We start from the raw sequence: 14,595 nt of genomic DNA, 5'->3' as shown, positions 1-14,595 counted from the left end.
CGTTTCCGCGAGCGTCGGCGCGTGGGACCGGCAGTCGCGGCAGCGGGGCGGTGCTGCTGTCGAGACGGCCCCGGCCGAGTTTTGCAGCTCTCTTACTCCGCGCCCGCATGACACACGCCGGACCGTTGAAAGATAAATCTGCTCATCCGACCCGGCAGGGATGCCGAGAAAATCCTGACGAGGGGATCATTCGTGGACGGCACTTCAGCACACATACGCACGGCGCGCCGCGCAGCGCTCGTCGGAGGGTCGGCCCTGGCCCTCGCCCTCGTCCCGGGGATGGCCAGCGCCACTCCCAGTTCGGGGGTCTCGGCGACCACCCTCTATCAGCGGACGGTGGACGGCACGACCTACACGCTGAAGGAGATCACGATCCAGCCGGGGGCAGCACCGGGTGGCACTACCACAACGGGCCGGTGTACGGGATCATGCGGCAGGGCACTCTGACCCACTCGGACTCGGACTGCGCGACCGATGGCGTCTATTCCTCAGGTGCCGCCATCGTCGAGATGCCAGGGGCGGACCACGTCCACATCGGCCGGAACCTGGGCAGCGTACCCGTGGTCCTGGACGCGCTGTACGTCGATCCGGCAGGCAGCGCGCCCACGGTGGACGCCCCGAATCCCGGGTGCGACTTCCAATAACCACTGAGATCGCCCAGCGAGCCGCGTTCGGGGGTAGCCGCATCCTGGGGGTGGCCCTGGTCCCCGGCGCGGCGACCGGTGCGGGCAGGGAACGCGCGGGGAGCGGTACCGGCAGCAGCTCATCGAGACGGTAGGCGATCAGCCTCGCCGGGTCTCTCATCTCGGTGGGAGGCCGTCGGTCAGGGCGTGGTGGATGACGGCTGCCGACGACGCCCCGCTGTCTCCCAGCAGGTGAAGGTGCCCGCGGAGGAGTGGGCCGCGTACGACTGGTCGGGGCGGACGATCAAGCGGCACCGGCCCGCACCGACGGCAGCACGGCCGGCGCCGACCGAGAAGTCCTCAGCCCGACGAAGGGGACGAACGCGGCCCATCGAAGAGATGGGGCCGCGTTCGCGCCTGACGCCTACTTGAGCGCTGTACCGCCCGAGTTGTGATAGGCGATCGTCTTCCTGATCAGGTTTCCGCCGTCGGACTCGATCGATGTCTGTTCCTCCTGCCCCGCACCGAAGAGCAGGCCGGCGACATGCGCGTTCGCCACCTGGTCCATGTGCGCGAAGAACCAGTCCACCTTGTCGTCCTTGTAATGGTTGCGGGTGTTGTTCTGCGCCATGTTGCCCACGGGGATCTGCCACAGGACCACCGGCTTGCCCACGGACTCGGCCATCGTCTTGTAGAACTTCAGCGCGGCGGCGGCCTTCTGGTCGGTCCAGAACTTGTTCAGGCCGCCGTGGGCCGGCTGTGCGTACCAGCCTGCGTCACGGTCCGACACATCGGTGACCAGGAAGTCGGCGTTCTGAGCCCCGAGGTGCGCGTAGTCCTTGACGCACTTCTGGGTGTCGTACTCCCAGTCGAAGCAGGAAAGGTGCATCCCCACGGCGGTGTTCGGCGCGTACTTGCGCGCCATGTCAATCAGGCAGCGGGCGAGTCCGGCGGCGCTGTTCTCCTGCGATCCGCAATCCGTCGGATTCGCGCTCGAGACCTGCGCGGGAACCTGGTGCGGATCACCGAGCGACCGGACGTAGCCCCAGAAGTCGGGCTCAAGGTCGATCATTTCGTGCGAGTTGCCGATCTTCTGGAGGAAGAAACGGTAGTCGTTCAGGTACCGGGTGAGCAGGTCGACCCTGTTGATGGCCTTGACCTCGCCCGGACCGTCGCCCTCGCCTGCCGCATCCCCGAGGTCGCGCAATGAGTACCAGGTCCACAGATACTTCTGCGGTCGCGGCTTGCCCTGGTAAGTCGCCTTGGCCGCTTGGGCGTCCGACCAGGTCACGTAGTTGCCGGGCGCCGTGGTGCTGCCGCCCCAGCAGCCCCACCAGCTCGTCCACGCATCCTGGCAACGCGACGCCGAATAGTAAGCCGACGAGGGCGCGGGCTGGCTGTGCACATAGGCGTATCGCACGTCGAACGGCGCGGCGTTCGCCGAGGCGTCGGACATCGAACCGCCGATGAACACCGTGCTACTACCCATGAAACGTGTCGTCGAGCTGCCGCCACCGGCCGCAGGAGACGACGGGCGCGTGCCGACACTCCCGGCCGGGACGAGTTGCCATTGCTGACTGGCGCCGCCCCGGTCGCGGTCCTGGACGACGCCGCTCCCGTTGGCTTTGGCGGCATTGCGGACCCCGACGGCCATGCCACTGAAGCGATTGATCAAACGTACGTAGCCGTCCGGCGACTTGGCCAGTTTGAACCGCTGGTTGGTGCCGTTCCGGTCTCTCGACTGCACGATGGCGGAGCCGGCGGCCTTCGACCAGTGGAAGTCGTCGAGCACCTTGCCGGAGTTCCGGTTCTGCAGCCGGTAGTACCCGTCGCCCGCGTCGATGAACCGCCACTGCTGGTTGGCCCCGCCGGTGCGCGCCCACTGCACCACCGCCGCGCCGTCGTTCGTGGCGTAGGCACGGTCATCCAGCACCTTGCCGCTGTTGCGGTTGACCAGCACGTACCACTTCTTCAGATCCACGGTTTGCGCTGAGGCAGTGCTGACCACAACCGCGGAGCCGGCCACGACAGCCATGACGAGGGCCGCCCAGAAACCCCGACGCGCGAGCAACCGACGGCCACGATGCTTCGGGCGACCACCGCGGGCGTGGCCGCCGGCGCGGGACGCCACCGATGACGTGGGTGGGCTGGGGACATGTCTGTGCTCTCGTTCACGGGGCATGCCTGTGCTCTCTTTTCAGCCGTTGCATCTGACCGGACCACCTGACCGGACAACACTGAGTGGTCCGAGAGGCCGAAAAGGTTGCCGCGAAGATCCACAGTTTTTCCGCCTTGCTCGCTTCCCCTTCGCCGCGAAGCCCGGCACGGCGAACACCGCCTTCTCCGGGGGGAACAGTGTGGCGCGAGGCGAGTGGAGGCCACTGTGTTCAGCTCAGCGCCGGAGTGGTCGACACTGTCGTGTGCAACACGTGTGGCACCACCGTCGCACCGCACCGGCAGCGCGCTCACGGTGGACGCCCCGAATGCAGGGTGCGACTTCCAGTAAGCGGTGAGATCGCCCGGCGAGCCGCGTTCGAGGGCGCCGCGACGCAGCCGCTGACGCTGGTCCGGTCCGAGATGTTCCGACCGGCGTGCTCCACCGCGCCGCTGCGGGCGTCCCGGGCGGAGACCTCAGGCTGCATGACGCGGGTCCACTGCGGTGAGAGGGATGGACCGGCAGTCGAGACAGCGGGACGCCCTTCCTCCCCCGCCCGACATGCCTCGTCCATCACCGTCTGCGGCGACGACGGTTCGGCCGCCCGCGAGGTGATCGCCTACGTTGCGTCACTTGGGACTCGGTGCGGCGCATGGCGATCGGGGTGCAGGGCCGTTCCTGACAGTGACTCCGCGGCACCCGTGACTCAGGGCGGCGGAGCGCACCTGCACAGGGCGCTCCGCCACACCTCAGGTCGTCGACCGACGCCGCCGCGCCCCCGGCCTCCGCTCGCTGGGCCGCGTCACCGGATCCCCGGCGGCCAGCGCGGCGGCCCGGCGCTTGAGGCCGAAGTCCGCCAGGGCTTCCGCCAGCTTGTGGACCGACGGCTCCGGGGCCATGACGTCCACGCGCAGCCCGTGCTCCTCCGCCGTCTTCGCGGTCGCCGGGCCGATGCACGCGATCACCGTCACGTTGTGCGGCTTGCCCGCGATGCCGACCAGGTTCCGGACCGTGGAGGACGACGTGAACAGGACCGCGTCGAAACCGCCGCCCTTGATCGCCTCACGCGTCTCGGCCGGCGGAGGCGAGGCGCGGACCGTCCGGTAGGCCGTCACGTCGTCGACCTCCCAGCCGAGTTCGATCAGGCCGGCGACCAGGGTCTCGGTCGCGATGTCGGCGCGCGGCAGGAACACGCGGTCGATCGGGTCGAAGACCGGGTCGTACGGGGGCCAGTCCTCCAGCAGGCCGGCCGCCGACTGCTCGCCGCTCGGCACCAGATCCGGCTTCACGCCGAAGTCCACCAGTGCCTTCGCCGTCTGCTCGCCGACCGCCGCGACCTTGATGCCCGCGAAGGCGCGCGCGTCCAGGCCGTACTCCTCGAACTTCTCCCGGACCGCCCGCACCGCGTTGACCGACGTGAACGCGATCCACTCGTAGCGGCCCGTCACCAGGCCCTTGACCGCTCGTTCCATCTGCTGCGGGGTGCGCGGGGGCTCCACCGCGATCGTCGGGACCTCGTGCGGCACGGCCCCGTAGGACCTCAGCTGGTCGGAGAGCGACGCCGCCTGCTCCTTCGTACGCGGCACGAGGACCTTCCAGCCGAACAGCGGCTTGTTCTCGAACCACGACAGCTGGTCGCGCTGGGCGGCGGCGGAACGCTCACCGACCACGGCTATCACCGCACGCCCGCCCTCCGGGGACGGCAGGACCTTCGCCTGCTTCAGCGTCTGCGCGATGGAACCGAGGGTGGCGCACCAGGTGCGCTGCCGCGTCGTCGTACCGGCGACCGTCACCGTCATCGGGGTGTCCGGCTTGCGGCCCGCGGCCACCAGCTCCCCGGCGGCCGCCGCCACCGAGTCCAGCGTCGTGGACACCACGACGGTGCCGTCGGAGGCGCCGACCTCCGTCCAGCAGCGGTCGGAGGCGGTCCGGGCGTCGACGAACCGGACGTCCGCGCCCTGCGCGTCCCGCAGCGGCACACCCGCGTACGCGGGCACGCCCACCGCGGTCGCGACGCCGGGGACGACCTCGAACGGCACGCCCTCGGCGGCGCACGCCAGCATCTCGCCGGCCGCGTACGCGTCCAGGCCGGGGTCACCGGACACCGCACGGACGACCCGCTTGCCGCCCCGCGCAGCCTCCATGACAAGATGTGCGGCATCCCGCAACGCAGGGACGCCAGCGGTTGTTGACTCGCCGTCAACAACCGTCAGCTGAGGCGTGCCCGTGCCCGGATACGCACCCGTGGAGGGGGCCGTGTCCGTGTTGAGCTCGGCGACGCCCGCTCTGGCATGCGTGCGCACGACGTCGAGCACCTCGTGCTCGCCGACGAGGACGTCCGCGTTCGCCAGCGCCTCGACGGCGCGCAGTGTGAGTAGTCCCGGATCTCCGGGTCCGGCACCGAGGAAGGTGACGTGCCCGTGTTCAAGGCCGGCGGGAAGGGTGGTGGGGCTCAATGTGCTCGCTCCCCCATCAGACCGGCCGCGCCCTTGGTGAGCATCTCGGCGGCGAGTTCGCGACCGAGCGCCATTGCCTGGTCGTGCGTCTCGGGCACGGGACCGGTGGTGGACAGCTGCACCAGCGTGCGGCCGTCGGGTGTTCCGACGACTCCACGCAGGCGCATTTCCTTGACAACCTGCCCGTCGGCATGGGGGTCCCCCCGCTCGAGCGGAGCCGAGAGTGGGGGAAGGTCGGCCAGCGCGCCCACGGGGGCGCTGCAACCGGCCTCCAGGGCGGCGAGCAGGGACCGCTCGGCGGTCACGGCGACCCGTGTGAACGGGTCGTCGAGCTCGGCGAGCGCCGCGATGAGGGCAGCATCCTGGGCGGTGTTCCCCGCCCTGCACTCGATCGCCAGTGCCCCCTGGCCGGGGGCGGGCAGAACTGTGTCGACCGACAGGAAGTCGGTCACCTCGTCGATCCGCCCGATGCGGTTGAGCCCGGCCGCGGCGAGGACCACGGCGTCCAGCTCACCGCTGCGGACGTATCCGACCCGGGTGTCGATGTTGCCGCGGATCGGGACGGTCTCGATGTCGAGGCCGTGGCTGCGCGCGTACGCGTTCAGCTGCGCCATGCGGCGCGGCGAACCGGTGCCGACGCGCGCCCCGCGGGGCAGGTCGGTGAACTTCAGGGCGTCGCGCGCGACGATCACGTCCCGCGGGTCCTCGCGCACCGGCACGGCGGCCAGGACCAGCTCCTCGGGCTGCGCGGTCGGCAGGTCCTTCAGGGAGTGCACCGCGAAGTCGACCTCGCCGCGCAGCAGCGCGTCGCGCAGGGCCGTCACGAACACACCGGTGCCGCCGATCTGCGCGAGGTGCTCGCGGGAGGTGTCCCCGTACGTCGTGATCTCCACGAGCTCCACGGGCCGTCCGGTCACCCGGCGCACGGCGTCGGCGACCTGCCCGGACTGGGCCATGGCCAGCTTGCTGCGCCTGGTCCCGAGCCTCAGTGGTGACTGCTCACTCATGCTCGCCCTCGGTTCTTGGCGTTCTCGGTGTTCTCGGTGCTCTTGGTGTCGTCGGCCCGGGAGACGGAGGCGACCGTCTCGGGGTCCAGGTCGAACAAGGTGCGCAGCGCGTCCGCGTAGCCGGCGCCGCCGGGCTCGGCCGCGAGTTGCTTGACCCGTACGGTCGGCGCGTGCAGCAGCTTGTCGACGACGCGCCGCACGGTCTGCGTGATCTCGGCGCGGTACTTGTCGTCGAGGCCGGGCAGCCGCCCCTCCAGGCGGGCGATCTCGTTCGCCACCACGTCGGCGGCCATCGAGCGCAGCGCGACCACGGTGGGCGTGATGTGCGCGGCGCGCTGGGCGGCGCCGAACGCGGCGACCTCGTCGGAGACGATACGCCGCACCTGGTCGACGTCGGCCGCCATCGGCGCGTCCGCGGAGGCCTCGGCGAGCGACTCGATGTCGACGAGCCGCACCCCGAGCAGCCGGTGCACGGCCGCGTCGATGTCCCGGGGCATCGCGAGGTCCAGCAGCGACAGCACGGGCGCGGGGCGAGGGGCCTCGACGACGGGCTCCGGACGGCGGCGCTCCGGGATCCGGCCGATCGCGGCGACGGTCGCGGCGAGCGCGCTGATCAGCTCGGCCTCGGTCTCCGGGTCCGCCGCGACGGCCGTACGACCGCTGCGCGGCTCCCCGGCGCCCTTGTCCACCCAGGCCGCGTGCTGCTCCAGCTCGGCGGCGGGCATACCGGCGACGGCGGCCTCGCCGAGAACGGAGAAGTGGGCGGTGCCCTGCACGGCCGAGAGGTCGAGCGGGCAGCCCTCCTCGGTGCCGAGACTGGTGGGCGGCAGGTCGCCGCGTATGGGCGCCGGGTCGGTGATGCGCGCGGCGGGCGCGGCTCCGGCGTCCGGGGCGACCGGTCCCTGCACCCGGCCCTCCAGGGCCGCGGCGACCGACTGGGCGGTGAGGACCAGACCGGTCGCGCCCGTACAGGACACCACGACCTCGGCACGTGTCAGCTCGGCCGGCACCGTCTCCATCGGCACCGCACGCGCCAGTACGTCCGTGTCGTCCCCTTCGGTGAGGATCTGCGCCAGGCGCTCGGCACGCTCCAGGGTGCGGTTGGCGATCACGACCTCGGCGACGCCGGCGCGGGCGAGCGTCGCGGCGGCCAGCGACGACATGGAGCCGGCGCCTATCACCAGGGCGCGCTTGCCCTTGGCCCACGTCTCCACCGGAGCACCGGCCGACAGCTGCTCCAGGCCGAAGGTGACCAGGGACTGCCCGGCACGGTCGATGCCCGTCTCGGAGTGGGCGCGCTTGCCGACCCTGAGGGACTGCTGGAACAGGTCGTTCAGCAGGCGTCCGGCGGTGTGCTGCTCCTGCGCGGTGGCCAGGGAGTCCTTGATCTGCCCGAGGATCTGCCCCTCGCCGACGACCATGGAGTCCAGCCCGCAGGCCACCGAGAACAGGTGGTGGACGGCCCGGTCCTCGTAGTGGACGTAGAGGTAGGGGGTCAGCTCGTCGAGGCCGACCCCGCTGTGCTGGGCGAGCAGGGTGGACAGCTCGGCGACACCGGCGTGGAACTTGTCGACGTCCGCGTACAGCTCGATGCGGTTGCAGGTGGCGAGCACCGCGGCCTCGGTGGCCGGCTCGGCGGCGACCGTGTCATGGACCAGCTTGACCTGGGCGTCCGCGGTCAGTGCGGCCCGCTCGAGGACGCTGACCGGTGCGCTGCGGTGGCTCAGCCCGACGACGAGGAGACTCATGCCGGCATCACGGCGGGGACGTCCCCGTCGGGTCCCTTGTCGGCGGACTCCGTGGTCGTGGCGGCGGCCGGCAGGCCGTCGGGCAGCGCATCGGCGATGGCCTCCTCGCCGGCCTTGCGCTGCTCGTGGAAGGCGAGGATCTGCAGCTCGATGGAGAGGTCGACCTTGCGGACGTCGACACCGTCCGGAACGGTCAGCACGGTCGGCGCGAAGTTCAGGATGGAGGTCACGCCCGCGCCCACGAGCCGGTCGCAGACCTGCTGGGCGGCGCCCGCGGGGGTCGCGATCACGCCGATCGAGACGCCGTTGTCCTTGATGATCTTTTCCAGATCGTCCGTGTGCTGGACCGGGATGCCGGCGACGGCCTTGCCCGTGAGGGCCGGGTCGGCGTCGATGAGTGCCGCGACCCGGAAGCCGCGGGAGGCGAACCCGCCGTAGTTGGCCAGCGCCGCGCCGAGGTTACCGATACCGACGATCACAACCGGCCAGTCCTGGGTCAGACCCAGTTCCCGGGAGATCTGGTAGACGAGATACTCGACGTCGTAGCCCACGCCCCGGGTGCCGTAGGAGCCGAGGTAGGAGAAGTCCTTGCGCAGCTTCGCGGAGTTCACGCCCGCGGCGGCGGCCAGCTCCTCGGAGGAGACCGTGGGTACCGAGCGCTCCGACAGCGCGGTCAGGGCTCGGAGGTACAGCGGAAGCCTGGCGACGGTGGCCTCGGGAATCCCTCGGCTACGGGTCGCCGGTCGGTGAGTTCGGCCAGTTGCCACGGTGCTCCTGCGGGTAGAGCGGGGCTGCGGGCGGTCACACGTCCCCAGACCGCCCCGTCGAATGCAGGCTATGTCTTTGTGAACGCGTGCACAAAGATGGTGTCCGATTTGCCCGGCCAACGTGACCGGGGTCACGCGCGGTACTCCGGGGGGCTTCACCGCAGAATCTCCTCAACGATCCCCGCCCCCAAGACCAGTCGCCCCCGATCCTAGGCGACTTCGCGGACCTCTTTGGACTAGTCGGTCAGCGCCCTGCGCAGCCGCTGCTCGTCGACACGCCAGAAGGTGTGCTGGGCGCCGTCGACGAGGACGACGGGGATCTGCTCCCAGTACTCGTCGTGCAGCCGCTGGTCCTGGGTGATGTCCTTCTGCTCCCAGGGCACGCCGAGCTCGCCGCACACCTTCTCGATGACGACCTGCGCGTCGTCGCAGAGATGACACCCGGGCTTGCGGATGAGGGTGACGAGCCGCTCGCGGGGGTTCTGGTCGCTGCTGTTACGCCGAAAGATGGGACTCATGTCGGCCATTCTCACTCCGGGGAAAGCCGGCGGCAGCCCGCGTTCACCACCCGGCCGGACCCACGCCCACCGGCCCTGCCACGCCGCGGGGATTGACTCCCCGGGAGTCCCTTGTCGAATCGGTCGCGGAGAGTTCACATCCTCCAAACCTCTCGAGTCCGGAACCACCGAACAAAGTGGCTATGCTCGCGTCATGGCCGCTCTCGGATGGCTCACTCCCCGTAGGCGCTCCGCCACGGCGCGGAGCGTGTTGGCAGGCGAGGCCTCGGCGGAGGCAGCGCGCAAGACCTCGCAGGACGTCTCCGACCAGGAACAGCAGTTCCCCGTGCACGGCGACGTCAAGGCGGCGGCGTTCTTCGACCTGGACAACACGGTGATGCAGGGCGCCGCGCTGTTCCACTTCGGCCGGGGCCTGTACAAGCGGAAGTTCTTCGAGACCCGCGATCTGGCGAAGTTCGCCTGGCAGCAGGCCTGGTTCCGGCTGGTCGGGGTGGAGGATCCCGAGCACATGCAGGACGCGCGGGACTCGGCACTGTCGATCGTGAAGGGCCACCGGGTCTCCGAGCTGATGTCGATCGGCGAGGAGATCTACGACGAGTACATGGCCGAGCGGATCTGGCCGGGTACGCGGGCGCTGGCGCAGGCGCACCTCGACGCGGGCCAGAAGGTGTGGCTGGTGACGGCCGCACCGGTGGAGATCGCCACGGTGATCGCGCGCAGGCTGGGCCTCACCGGAGCCCTGGGCACGGTGGCGGAGTCGGTCGACGGCGTCTACACCGGCCGCCTGGTGGGCGAACCCCTCCACGGCCCGGCGAAGGCGGAGGCGGTCCGCGCGCTGGCGGTGGCGGAGGGGCTGGACCTCTCGCGCTGCGCTGCGTACAGCGACTCGCACAACGACATCCCCATGCTGTCGCTGGTGGGCCACCCCTACGCGATCAACCCGGACGCCAAGCTCCGCAAACACGCCCGCGCCTGCGACTGGCGTCTGCGCGACTACCGCACGGCCCGCAAGGCCGCGAAGGTCGGCCTGCCGGCAGCGGCCGGGGTGGGCGCGGTGGCCGGTGGCACGGCGGCGGCGATCGCACTGCACCGCCGGCGCCGCTGACTCCGGCCCTCGTTCGACCAGGGGTGACCGCCGGCCGCGGCCGGACCGGAGCCCCCGCCGAGCCGTACCGCGCGGCCGGGGCGGCCGGGGCCCGGCGCCGACGGGACCGCGCCCGGCTGAGCGCCCAACAGATGGCCCGCATCCGCGGGCCTGCACCCGTCGGCCCGACCGTCTCCCGGTTCTCGGCCCCCGCTCCCTGTACGCACCGTGAACGGAGCGTTCCCGCGTCCGCGTTCCGCGCCCGCCTCGGCGCTCACTCTGTGGGGGTCCGGAGGCGGCAGCGCCGGGGAGGGGGAGGTCAGGGGCGGCGGGGGCGGGCAAAGCGCCGTGGTCGGCGGTGACTTGTGACGGGCGGGTGCATTCGGGCGTTTCTACCCCGCCCCCCGGCCCGGCACTCCTCCCACCCGCACCCGGCCACAACACGCCCCGCACTCAGACGGAAGCCGGACTCAACCGATCAACAAACGGTCACTTTGCGGCACTTGAGCAGCCGTCAATCGGTTACAGAAGCGACGTAATCGATGATTTGAGCAACTGGGTGTAGCGCTGCCTGTACTAAGCGTTATTCTCCTCAGACGCAAACCGGCACCTCTCCGTCGCTACGATGGGTGAACGGACCGGTACTGCACGTGATGGAAGCTCTGCCTCTGGGAGTCCCGTGTACCCACACGTCGGGGTTGACGCCTCGGGCCTGGCTACGCTCCGCGCGACGGTCCACGAGCTGTTGCGCGGCTTGGTCCCCACCGCGTACGCCGCCCCCGCCTTCGCCACCGCCGCCCCCGTCGGCCCGTGCTACGCACTGGCCGACGGCAGCGCCGCGGTCGGCAGGCGCGGCCGCTCGGGCGCGGCCGCCGCCACCGCACGCCGCCCGGCTGCGGACAGCGACAGCGCCCGCATGATGGACCTCGTGGAGCGCGCCCAGGCCGGCGAGGCCGACGCCTTCGGGCGCCTGTACGACCAGTACAGCGACACCGTCTACCGCTACATCTACTACCGCGTCGGAGGCAGGGCCACCGCCGAGGACCTCACCAGCGAGACCTTTCTGCGCGCCCTGCGCCGCATCGGCACCTTCACCTGGCAGGGCCGCGACTTCGGCGCCTGGCTCGTCACCATCGCGCGCAACCTCGTCGCCGACCACTTCAAGTCCAGCCGCTTCCGGCTGGAGGTGACCACCGGCGAGATGCTCGACGCCAACGAGGTCGAGCGCTCCCCGGAGGACTCCGTGCTGGAGTCGCTCTCCAACGCCGCCCTCCTCGACGCCGTACGGCGACTGAATCCCCAGCAGCAGGAGTGCGTCACGCTCCGATTCCTCCAGGGCCTGTCCGTCGCCGAGACCGCCCGCGTGATGGGCAAGAACGAGGGCGCGATCAAGACCCTCCAGTACCGGGCCGTCCGCACCCTGGCCCGGCTCCTGCCCGAAGACGCCCGCTGAGAGCCCCTGACCACACTCGCCCATACACCGGGCGAACACTCAGCGCGACCACCAACCAACCGTCCGTACAAGCCCGTTGTGTTCGCGATCCGATCATCCGCCGTCCGTAACCCAAGTGCCGAGCCGCTCGTTGTGCGGGATACAGGCTCCCTGTGGTCACACCCTGACCTTCTTTGATCACTCGATCGTGTGGATGCGGTCAGCGCGTGCAACCCTCAGGACCCCCTGGGGAGTCGACCGTCATGACGAGAGGAGGTGCCGCCAGTGATCGCGAACGTATCGGCGCACCGGCGGGCGAACGCCTTCGCCCAGGCCCTGGAGGAGCAGTCCGACGACCGGGGCGCGGCGGCCGAGCAGCCCGAAGGACCGGCCCCGGCTGCGGCGGAACGGACCGACGAGACCCGCATGTTGGGACTCGCGACCCGTCTCGGCGAACTGCCCAGGCCGACGCTCGACCCGGAGGTCAAGGTCGTCCAGCGCGCGCGGCTGGTGGCCGCGATGGAGGCCATGTTCCGGGAGGACGCGGCCCCGGCAGGCGAGGCGGCCGGCCCTTCGGTGCCGGGGCAACGACACGGGCGGGGCGCCCATCGTGCAACCACGCTGGGGAAGTTGCGACCGCGGACACGGCTCACCAAGGGTCTCGCCGCCGGCGGACTCAGCGTCGGCGTGGCCGCGGCATCCTTCGGCGGGGTGGCCGCCGCGAGTTCCGACGCGCTGCCCGGTGACTCCCTCTACGGCCTCAAACGCGGCATCGAGGACGTCAAACTCGACATGGCCGACGGGGACGACGACCGCGGGCAGCTCTACCTCGACCAGGCGTCGACCCGGCTGAGCGAGGCCCGCCGGCTGATGGAGCGCGGCCGCGGCGGCGACCTCGACCACGAGTCCCTCACCGAGGTCCGCCGCACCCTGTCCGGCATGCGGCACGACGCGGCCGAAGGCCACCGCCTGCTGCACGAGGCGTACGAGCGGGACGGCTCACTCGCGCCCATCCAGACCCTCTCCGCCTTCTCCGAGTCGCACCGTGAGGCCTGGGGCGCCCTGCGCGAGCGGCTGCCCGCCCAGCTCGGGGACGTCAGTCAGGAGGTCTCGTCGGTCTTCGACGCCATAGACCGGGATGTCGCACCGCTGCAGTCGCTGCTGCCGCAGCCCCCGTCCCAGGGCGGCCCCGGACGGCACCGCAGCTCCGCCCCGGGTTCCACCGGCTCCGCCGGCTCCGGCGCCCCGGCCCCCAGCACCACCGGCGGCTCCGCCCCGGGCACCCACAGCAGCAGCGGCAACCCCCAGCCGTCCAGCTCCAGCAGCACCGGCGACGGCCTGCTCGGCGGCAACACGGGCGGCCTCCTGGACCCCCCGAAGAACAGCGCGAGCGGTTCCCCGTCGACGAGCAGGACCCCGTCCTCGGGACCGAACGTCACGCTCCCGCCGTTGCTTCCGGGCCTGCTGCCGGGCCTGGGCATCGAAGGCGAGGAGAACAGGTAGGGAACCAGGAAACCGCATGGGGGCGCCCCTTCACCAAGGGGCGCCCCCATCGTCGTACCGCGAACCGACGAACCGCTCAGAAGAACACCGACCGCCGCTGCACCAGCAGCTTGTACAACGTGTGCTGAATCTGCTCCCGCACCTGATCCGTCAGGTTGAACATCAGCATGGGATCCTCCGCGGCCTCCGGTGGATACCCGTCCGTCGCGATCGGCTCCCCGAACTGAATCGTCCACTTCGTCGGCAGCGGAATCGCCCCCAACGGCCCCAGCCAGGGAAACGTCGGGGTGATCGGGAAGTACGGGAACCCCAGCAGCCGAGCCAGCGTCTTCGCGTTGCCGATCATCGGGTAGATCTCCTCCGCGCCGACGATCGAGCACGGAATGATCGGCGCCCCGGCCCGCAGCGCCGTGGAGACGAAGCCGCCACGCCCGAACCGCTGCAGTTTGTACCGCTCGCTGAACGGCTTCCCGATCCCCTTGAAGCCCTCCGGCATCACTCCGACGACCTCACCGCGGTCGAGGAGCCGTTCCGCGTCCTCCGCGCACGCCAGGGTGTGGCCGGCCTTGCGGGCCAGTTCGTTCACCACCGGCAGCACGAACACCAAGTCGGCCGCGAGCAGCCGCAGATGGCGCCCGGCCGGGTGGTTGTCGTGCACGGCGACCTGCATCATCAGGCCGTCCAGCGGCAGCGTCCCGGAGTGGTTGGCGACGATCAGCGCCCCGCCCTTGTCCGGGATGTTCTCGATGCCCTTCACCTCGACCCGGAAGTACTTCTCGTACACCGGCCGCAGCAGCGACATCAGGACCTGGTCGGTCAGCTCCTCGTCGTAGCCGAAGTCGTCGACCTCGTAGTCGCCCGTCAGACGTCGGCGCAGAAAGGCAAGCCCTCCGGCGATGCGCCGCTCCAGGCCCCCTTCCCGGGAGCGGGCCGACGGCCTTTCCTCGCGTGTCACGGGAACATCATCCTGCGGAAGGGCCTCGCCGTGCAGGGGCTGGACCTCGCGGACCACCGCGGGCTCCCCCTTCAACCGGCTGTTCCCGGCGCTCCGGCGCCGCGACGGCCGCTGCACCGCAGCCCCCCGGGACCGGTCGTCGTCGAACGGAATGACCTTGGCGTCCGCCATCGTTGATGCGCTCCTCAGTGGGCGGTTGGCGTCGGGGGGTGGCCACCGCCCAGGACGGGCAGTGCGGCGATCCGGTCGACGGCCCCCGCGAGGGCCTCCGGCGGCAGCAGTCCGGGTCCGCGGCTGCGCGCGAAGTCCGCGAAGGTCTCCGCGGTCGTGTACTTCGGCTCGTAGCC

The 14,595-nt window shown here is 70.9% G+C and carries 11 protein-coding genes and 1 pseudogene; 4 read left to right on the top strand and 8 right to left on the bottom strand.

The window, feature by feature from the left end; genetic code table 11:
* The first annotated feature begins 416 nt into the window (after positions 1-416).
* Positions 417-644, top strand: a complete 228-nt coding sequence (locus C3488_RS42340; RefSeq protein ID WP_308460655.1) for a hypothetical protein — start codon at positions 417-419, stop codon at positions 642-644.
* 403 nt (positions 645-1,047) lie between these two features.
* Here C3488_RS42340 and C3488_RS05145 read toward each other — a convergent pair whose 3' ends face one another.
* The 6 genes from C3488_RS05145 to C3488_RS05120 form a co-directional block, all read right to left on the bottom strand.
* Entirely contained in the window at positions 1,048-2,604 is a 1,557-nt protein-coding gene (locus C3488_RS05145; protein WP_258053295.1) for an RICIN domain-containing protein, read from the bottom strand.
* 923 nt (positions 2,605-3,527) lie between these two features.
* Complete coding sequence (locus C3488_RS05140; RefSeq protein WP_103838095.1) at positions 3,528-5,234, bottom strand: uroporphyrinogen-III synthase; 1,707 nt, start codon at positions 5,232-5,234, stop codon at positions 3,528-3,530.
* Positions 5,231-6,241 carry a hydroxymethylbilane synthase gene (hemC, locus tag C3488_RS05135; RefSeq protein ID WP_103838094.1) on the bottom strand — a complete coding sequence of 337 codons (1,011 nt, stop codon included), beginning with the start codon at positions 6,239-6,241 and terminating at the stop codon, positions 5,231-5,233. Before hemC ends, C3488_RS05140 begins: the two co-directional genes overlap by 4 nt.
* The gene (locus tag C3488_RS05130) at positions 6,238-7,989 is read right to left on the bottom strand and encodes a glutamyl-tRNA reductase (RefSeq protein ID WP_103838093.1); all 1,752 of its coding nucleotides are present in this window, start codon (positions 7,987-7,989) and stop codon (positions 6,238-6,240) included. The genes hemC and C3488_RS05130 overlap by 4 nt, the downstream gene beginning before the upstream one ends.
* Complete coding sequence (locus C3488_RS05125; RefSeq protein WP_103838092.1) at positions 7,986-8,756, bottom strand: redox-sensing transcriptional repressor Rex; 771 nt, start codon at positions 8,754-8,756, stop codon at positions 7,986-7,988. The genes C3488_RS05130 and C3488_RS05125 overlap by 4 nt, the downstream gene beginning before the upstream one ends.
* Before the next feature lie 236 nt (positions 8,757-8,992).
* Positions 8,993-9,283, bottom strand: a complete 291-nt coding sequence (locus C3488_RS05120) for a glutaredoxin family protein (RefSeq protein WP_181138887.1) — start codon at positions 9,281-9,283, stop codon at positions 8,993-8,995.
* Between the two features lie 184 nt (positions 9,284-9,467).
* Here C3488_RS05120 and C3488_RS05115 point away from each other — a divergent pair, with 184 nt between their 5' ends.
* The 3 genes from C3488_RS05115 (at position 9,468) to C3488_RS05105 (ending at position 13,293) form a co-directional block, all read left to right on the top strand.
* Entirely contained in the window at positions 9,468-10,379 is a 912-nt protein-coding gene (locus C3488_RS05115; protein WP_103838091.1) for an HAD family phosphatase, read from the top strand.
* A 658-nt stretch (positions 10,380-11,037) separates the two neighbouring features.
* On the top strand, positions 11,038-11,811 hold the full coding sequence (locus C3488_RS05110) for an ECF subfamily RNA polymerase sigma factor, BldN family (RefSeq protein WP_103838090.1): 774 nt from the start codon (positions 11,038-11,040) through the stop codon (positions 11,809-11,811).
* A gap of 264 nt (positions 11,812-12,075) precedes the next feature.
* Entirely contained in the window at positions 12,076-13,293 is a 1,218-nt protein-coding gene (locus C3488_RS05105; RefSeq protein WP_103838089.1) for a DUF5667 domain-containing protein, read from the top strand.
* 76 nt (positions 13,294-13,369) lie between these two features.
* On the opposite strand, the gene C3488_RS05100 is transcribed toward C3488_RS05105, so the two are convergent.
* Entirely contained in the window at positions 13,370-14,419 is a 1,050-nt protein-coding gene (locus tag C3488_RS05100; RefSeq protein WP_103838088.1) for a lysophospholipid acyltransferase family protein, read from the bottom strand.
* Between the two features lie 14 nt (positions 14,420-14,433).
* Positions 14,434-14,595: pseudogene (locus tag C3488_RS05095) on the bottom strand (NAD-dependent dehydratase); the annotation flags it as partial.

This window comes from Streptomyces sp. Ru72 (genome assembly GCF_002920635.1).
Lineage (GTDB): Bacteria > Actinomycetota > Actinomycetes > Streptomycetales > Streptomycetaceae > Streptomyces.
Note: the sequence above shows the minus strand (reverse complement) of the source record. Positions and strands in the feature narration are given on the sequence as shown.

Coding starts and splice junctions, on each gene's coding strand:
- hemC (WP_103838094.1), bottom strand. CDS start 6,241: ATGAGTGAGCAGTCACCACTGAGGCTCGGGACCAGGCGCAGCAAGCTG.
- C3488_RS05130 (WP_103838093.1), bottom strand. CDS start 7,989: ATGAGTCTCCTCGTCGTCGGGCTGAGCCACCGCAGCGCACCGGTCAGC.
- C3488_RS05120 (WP_181138887.1), bottom strand. CDS start 9,283: ATGGCCGACATGAGTCCCATCTTTCGGCGTAACAGCAGCGACCAGAAC.
- C3488_RS05115 (WP_103838091.1), top strand. CDS start 9,468: ATGGCCGCTCTCGGATGGCTCACTCCCCGTAGGCGCTCCGCCACGGCG.
- C3488_RS05100 (WP_103838088.1), bottom strand. CDS start 14,419: ATGGCGGACGCCAAGGTCATTCCGTTCGACGACGACCGGTCCCGGGGG.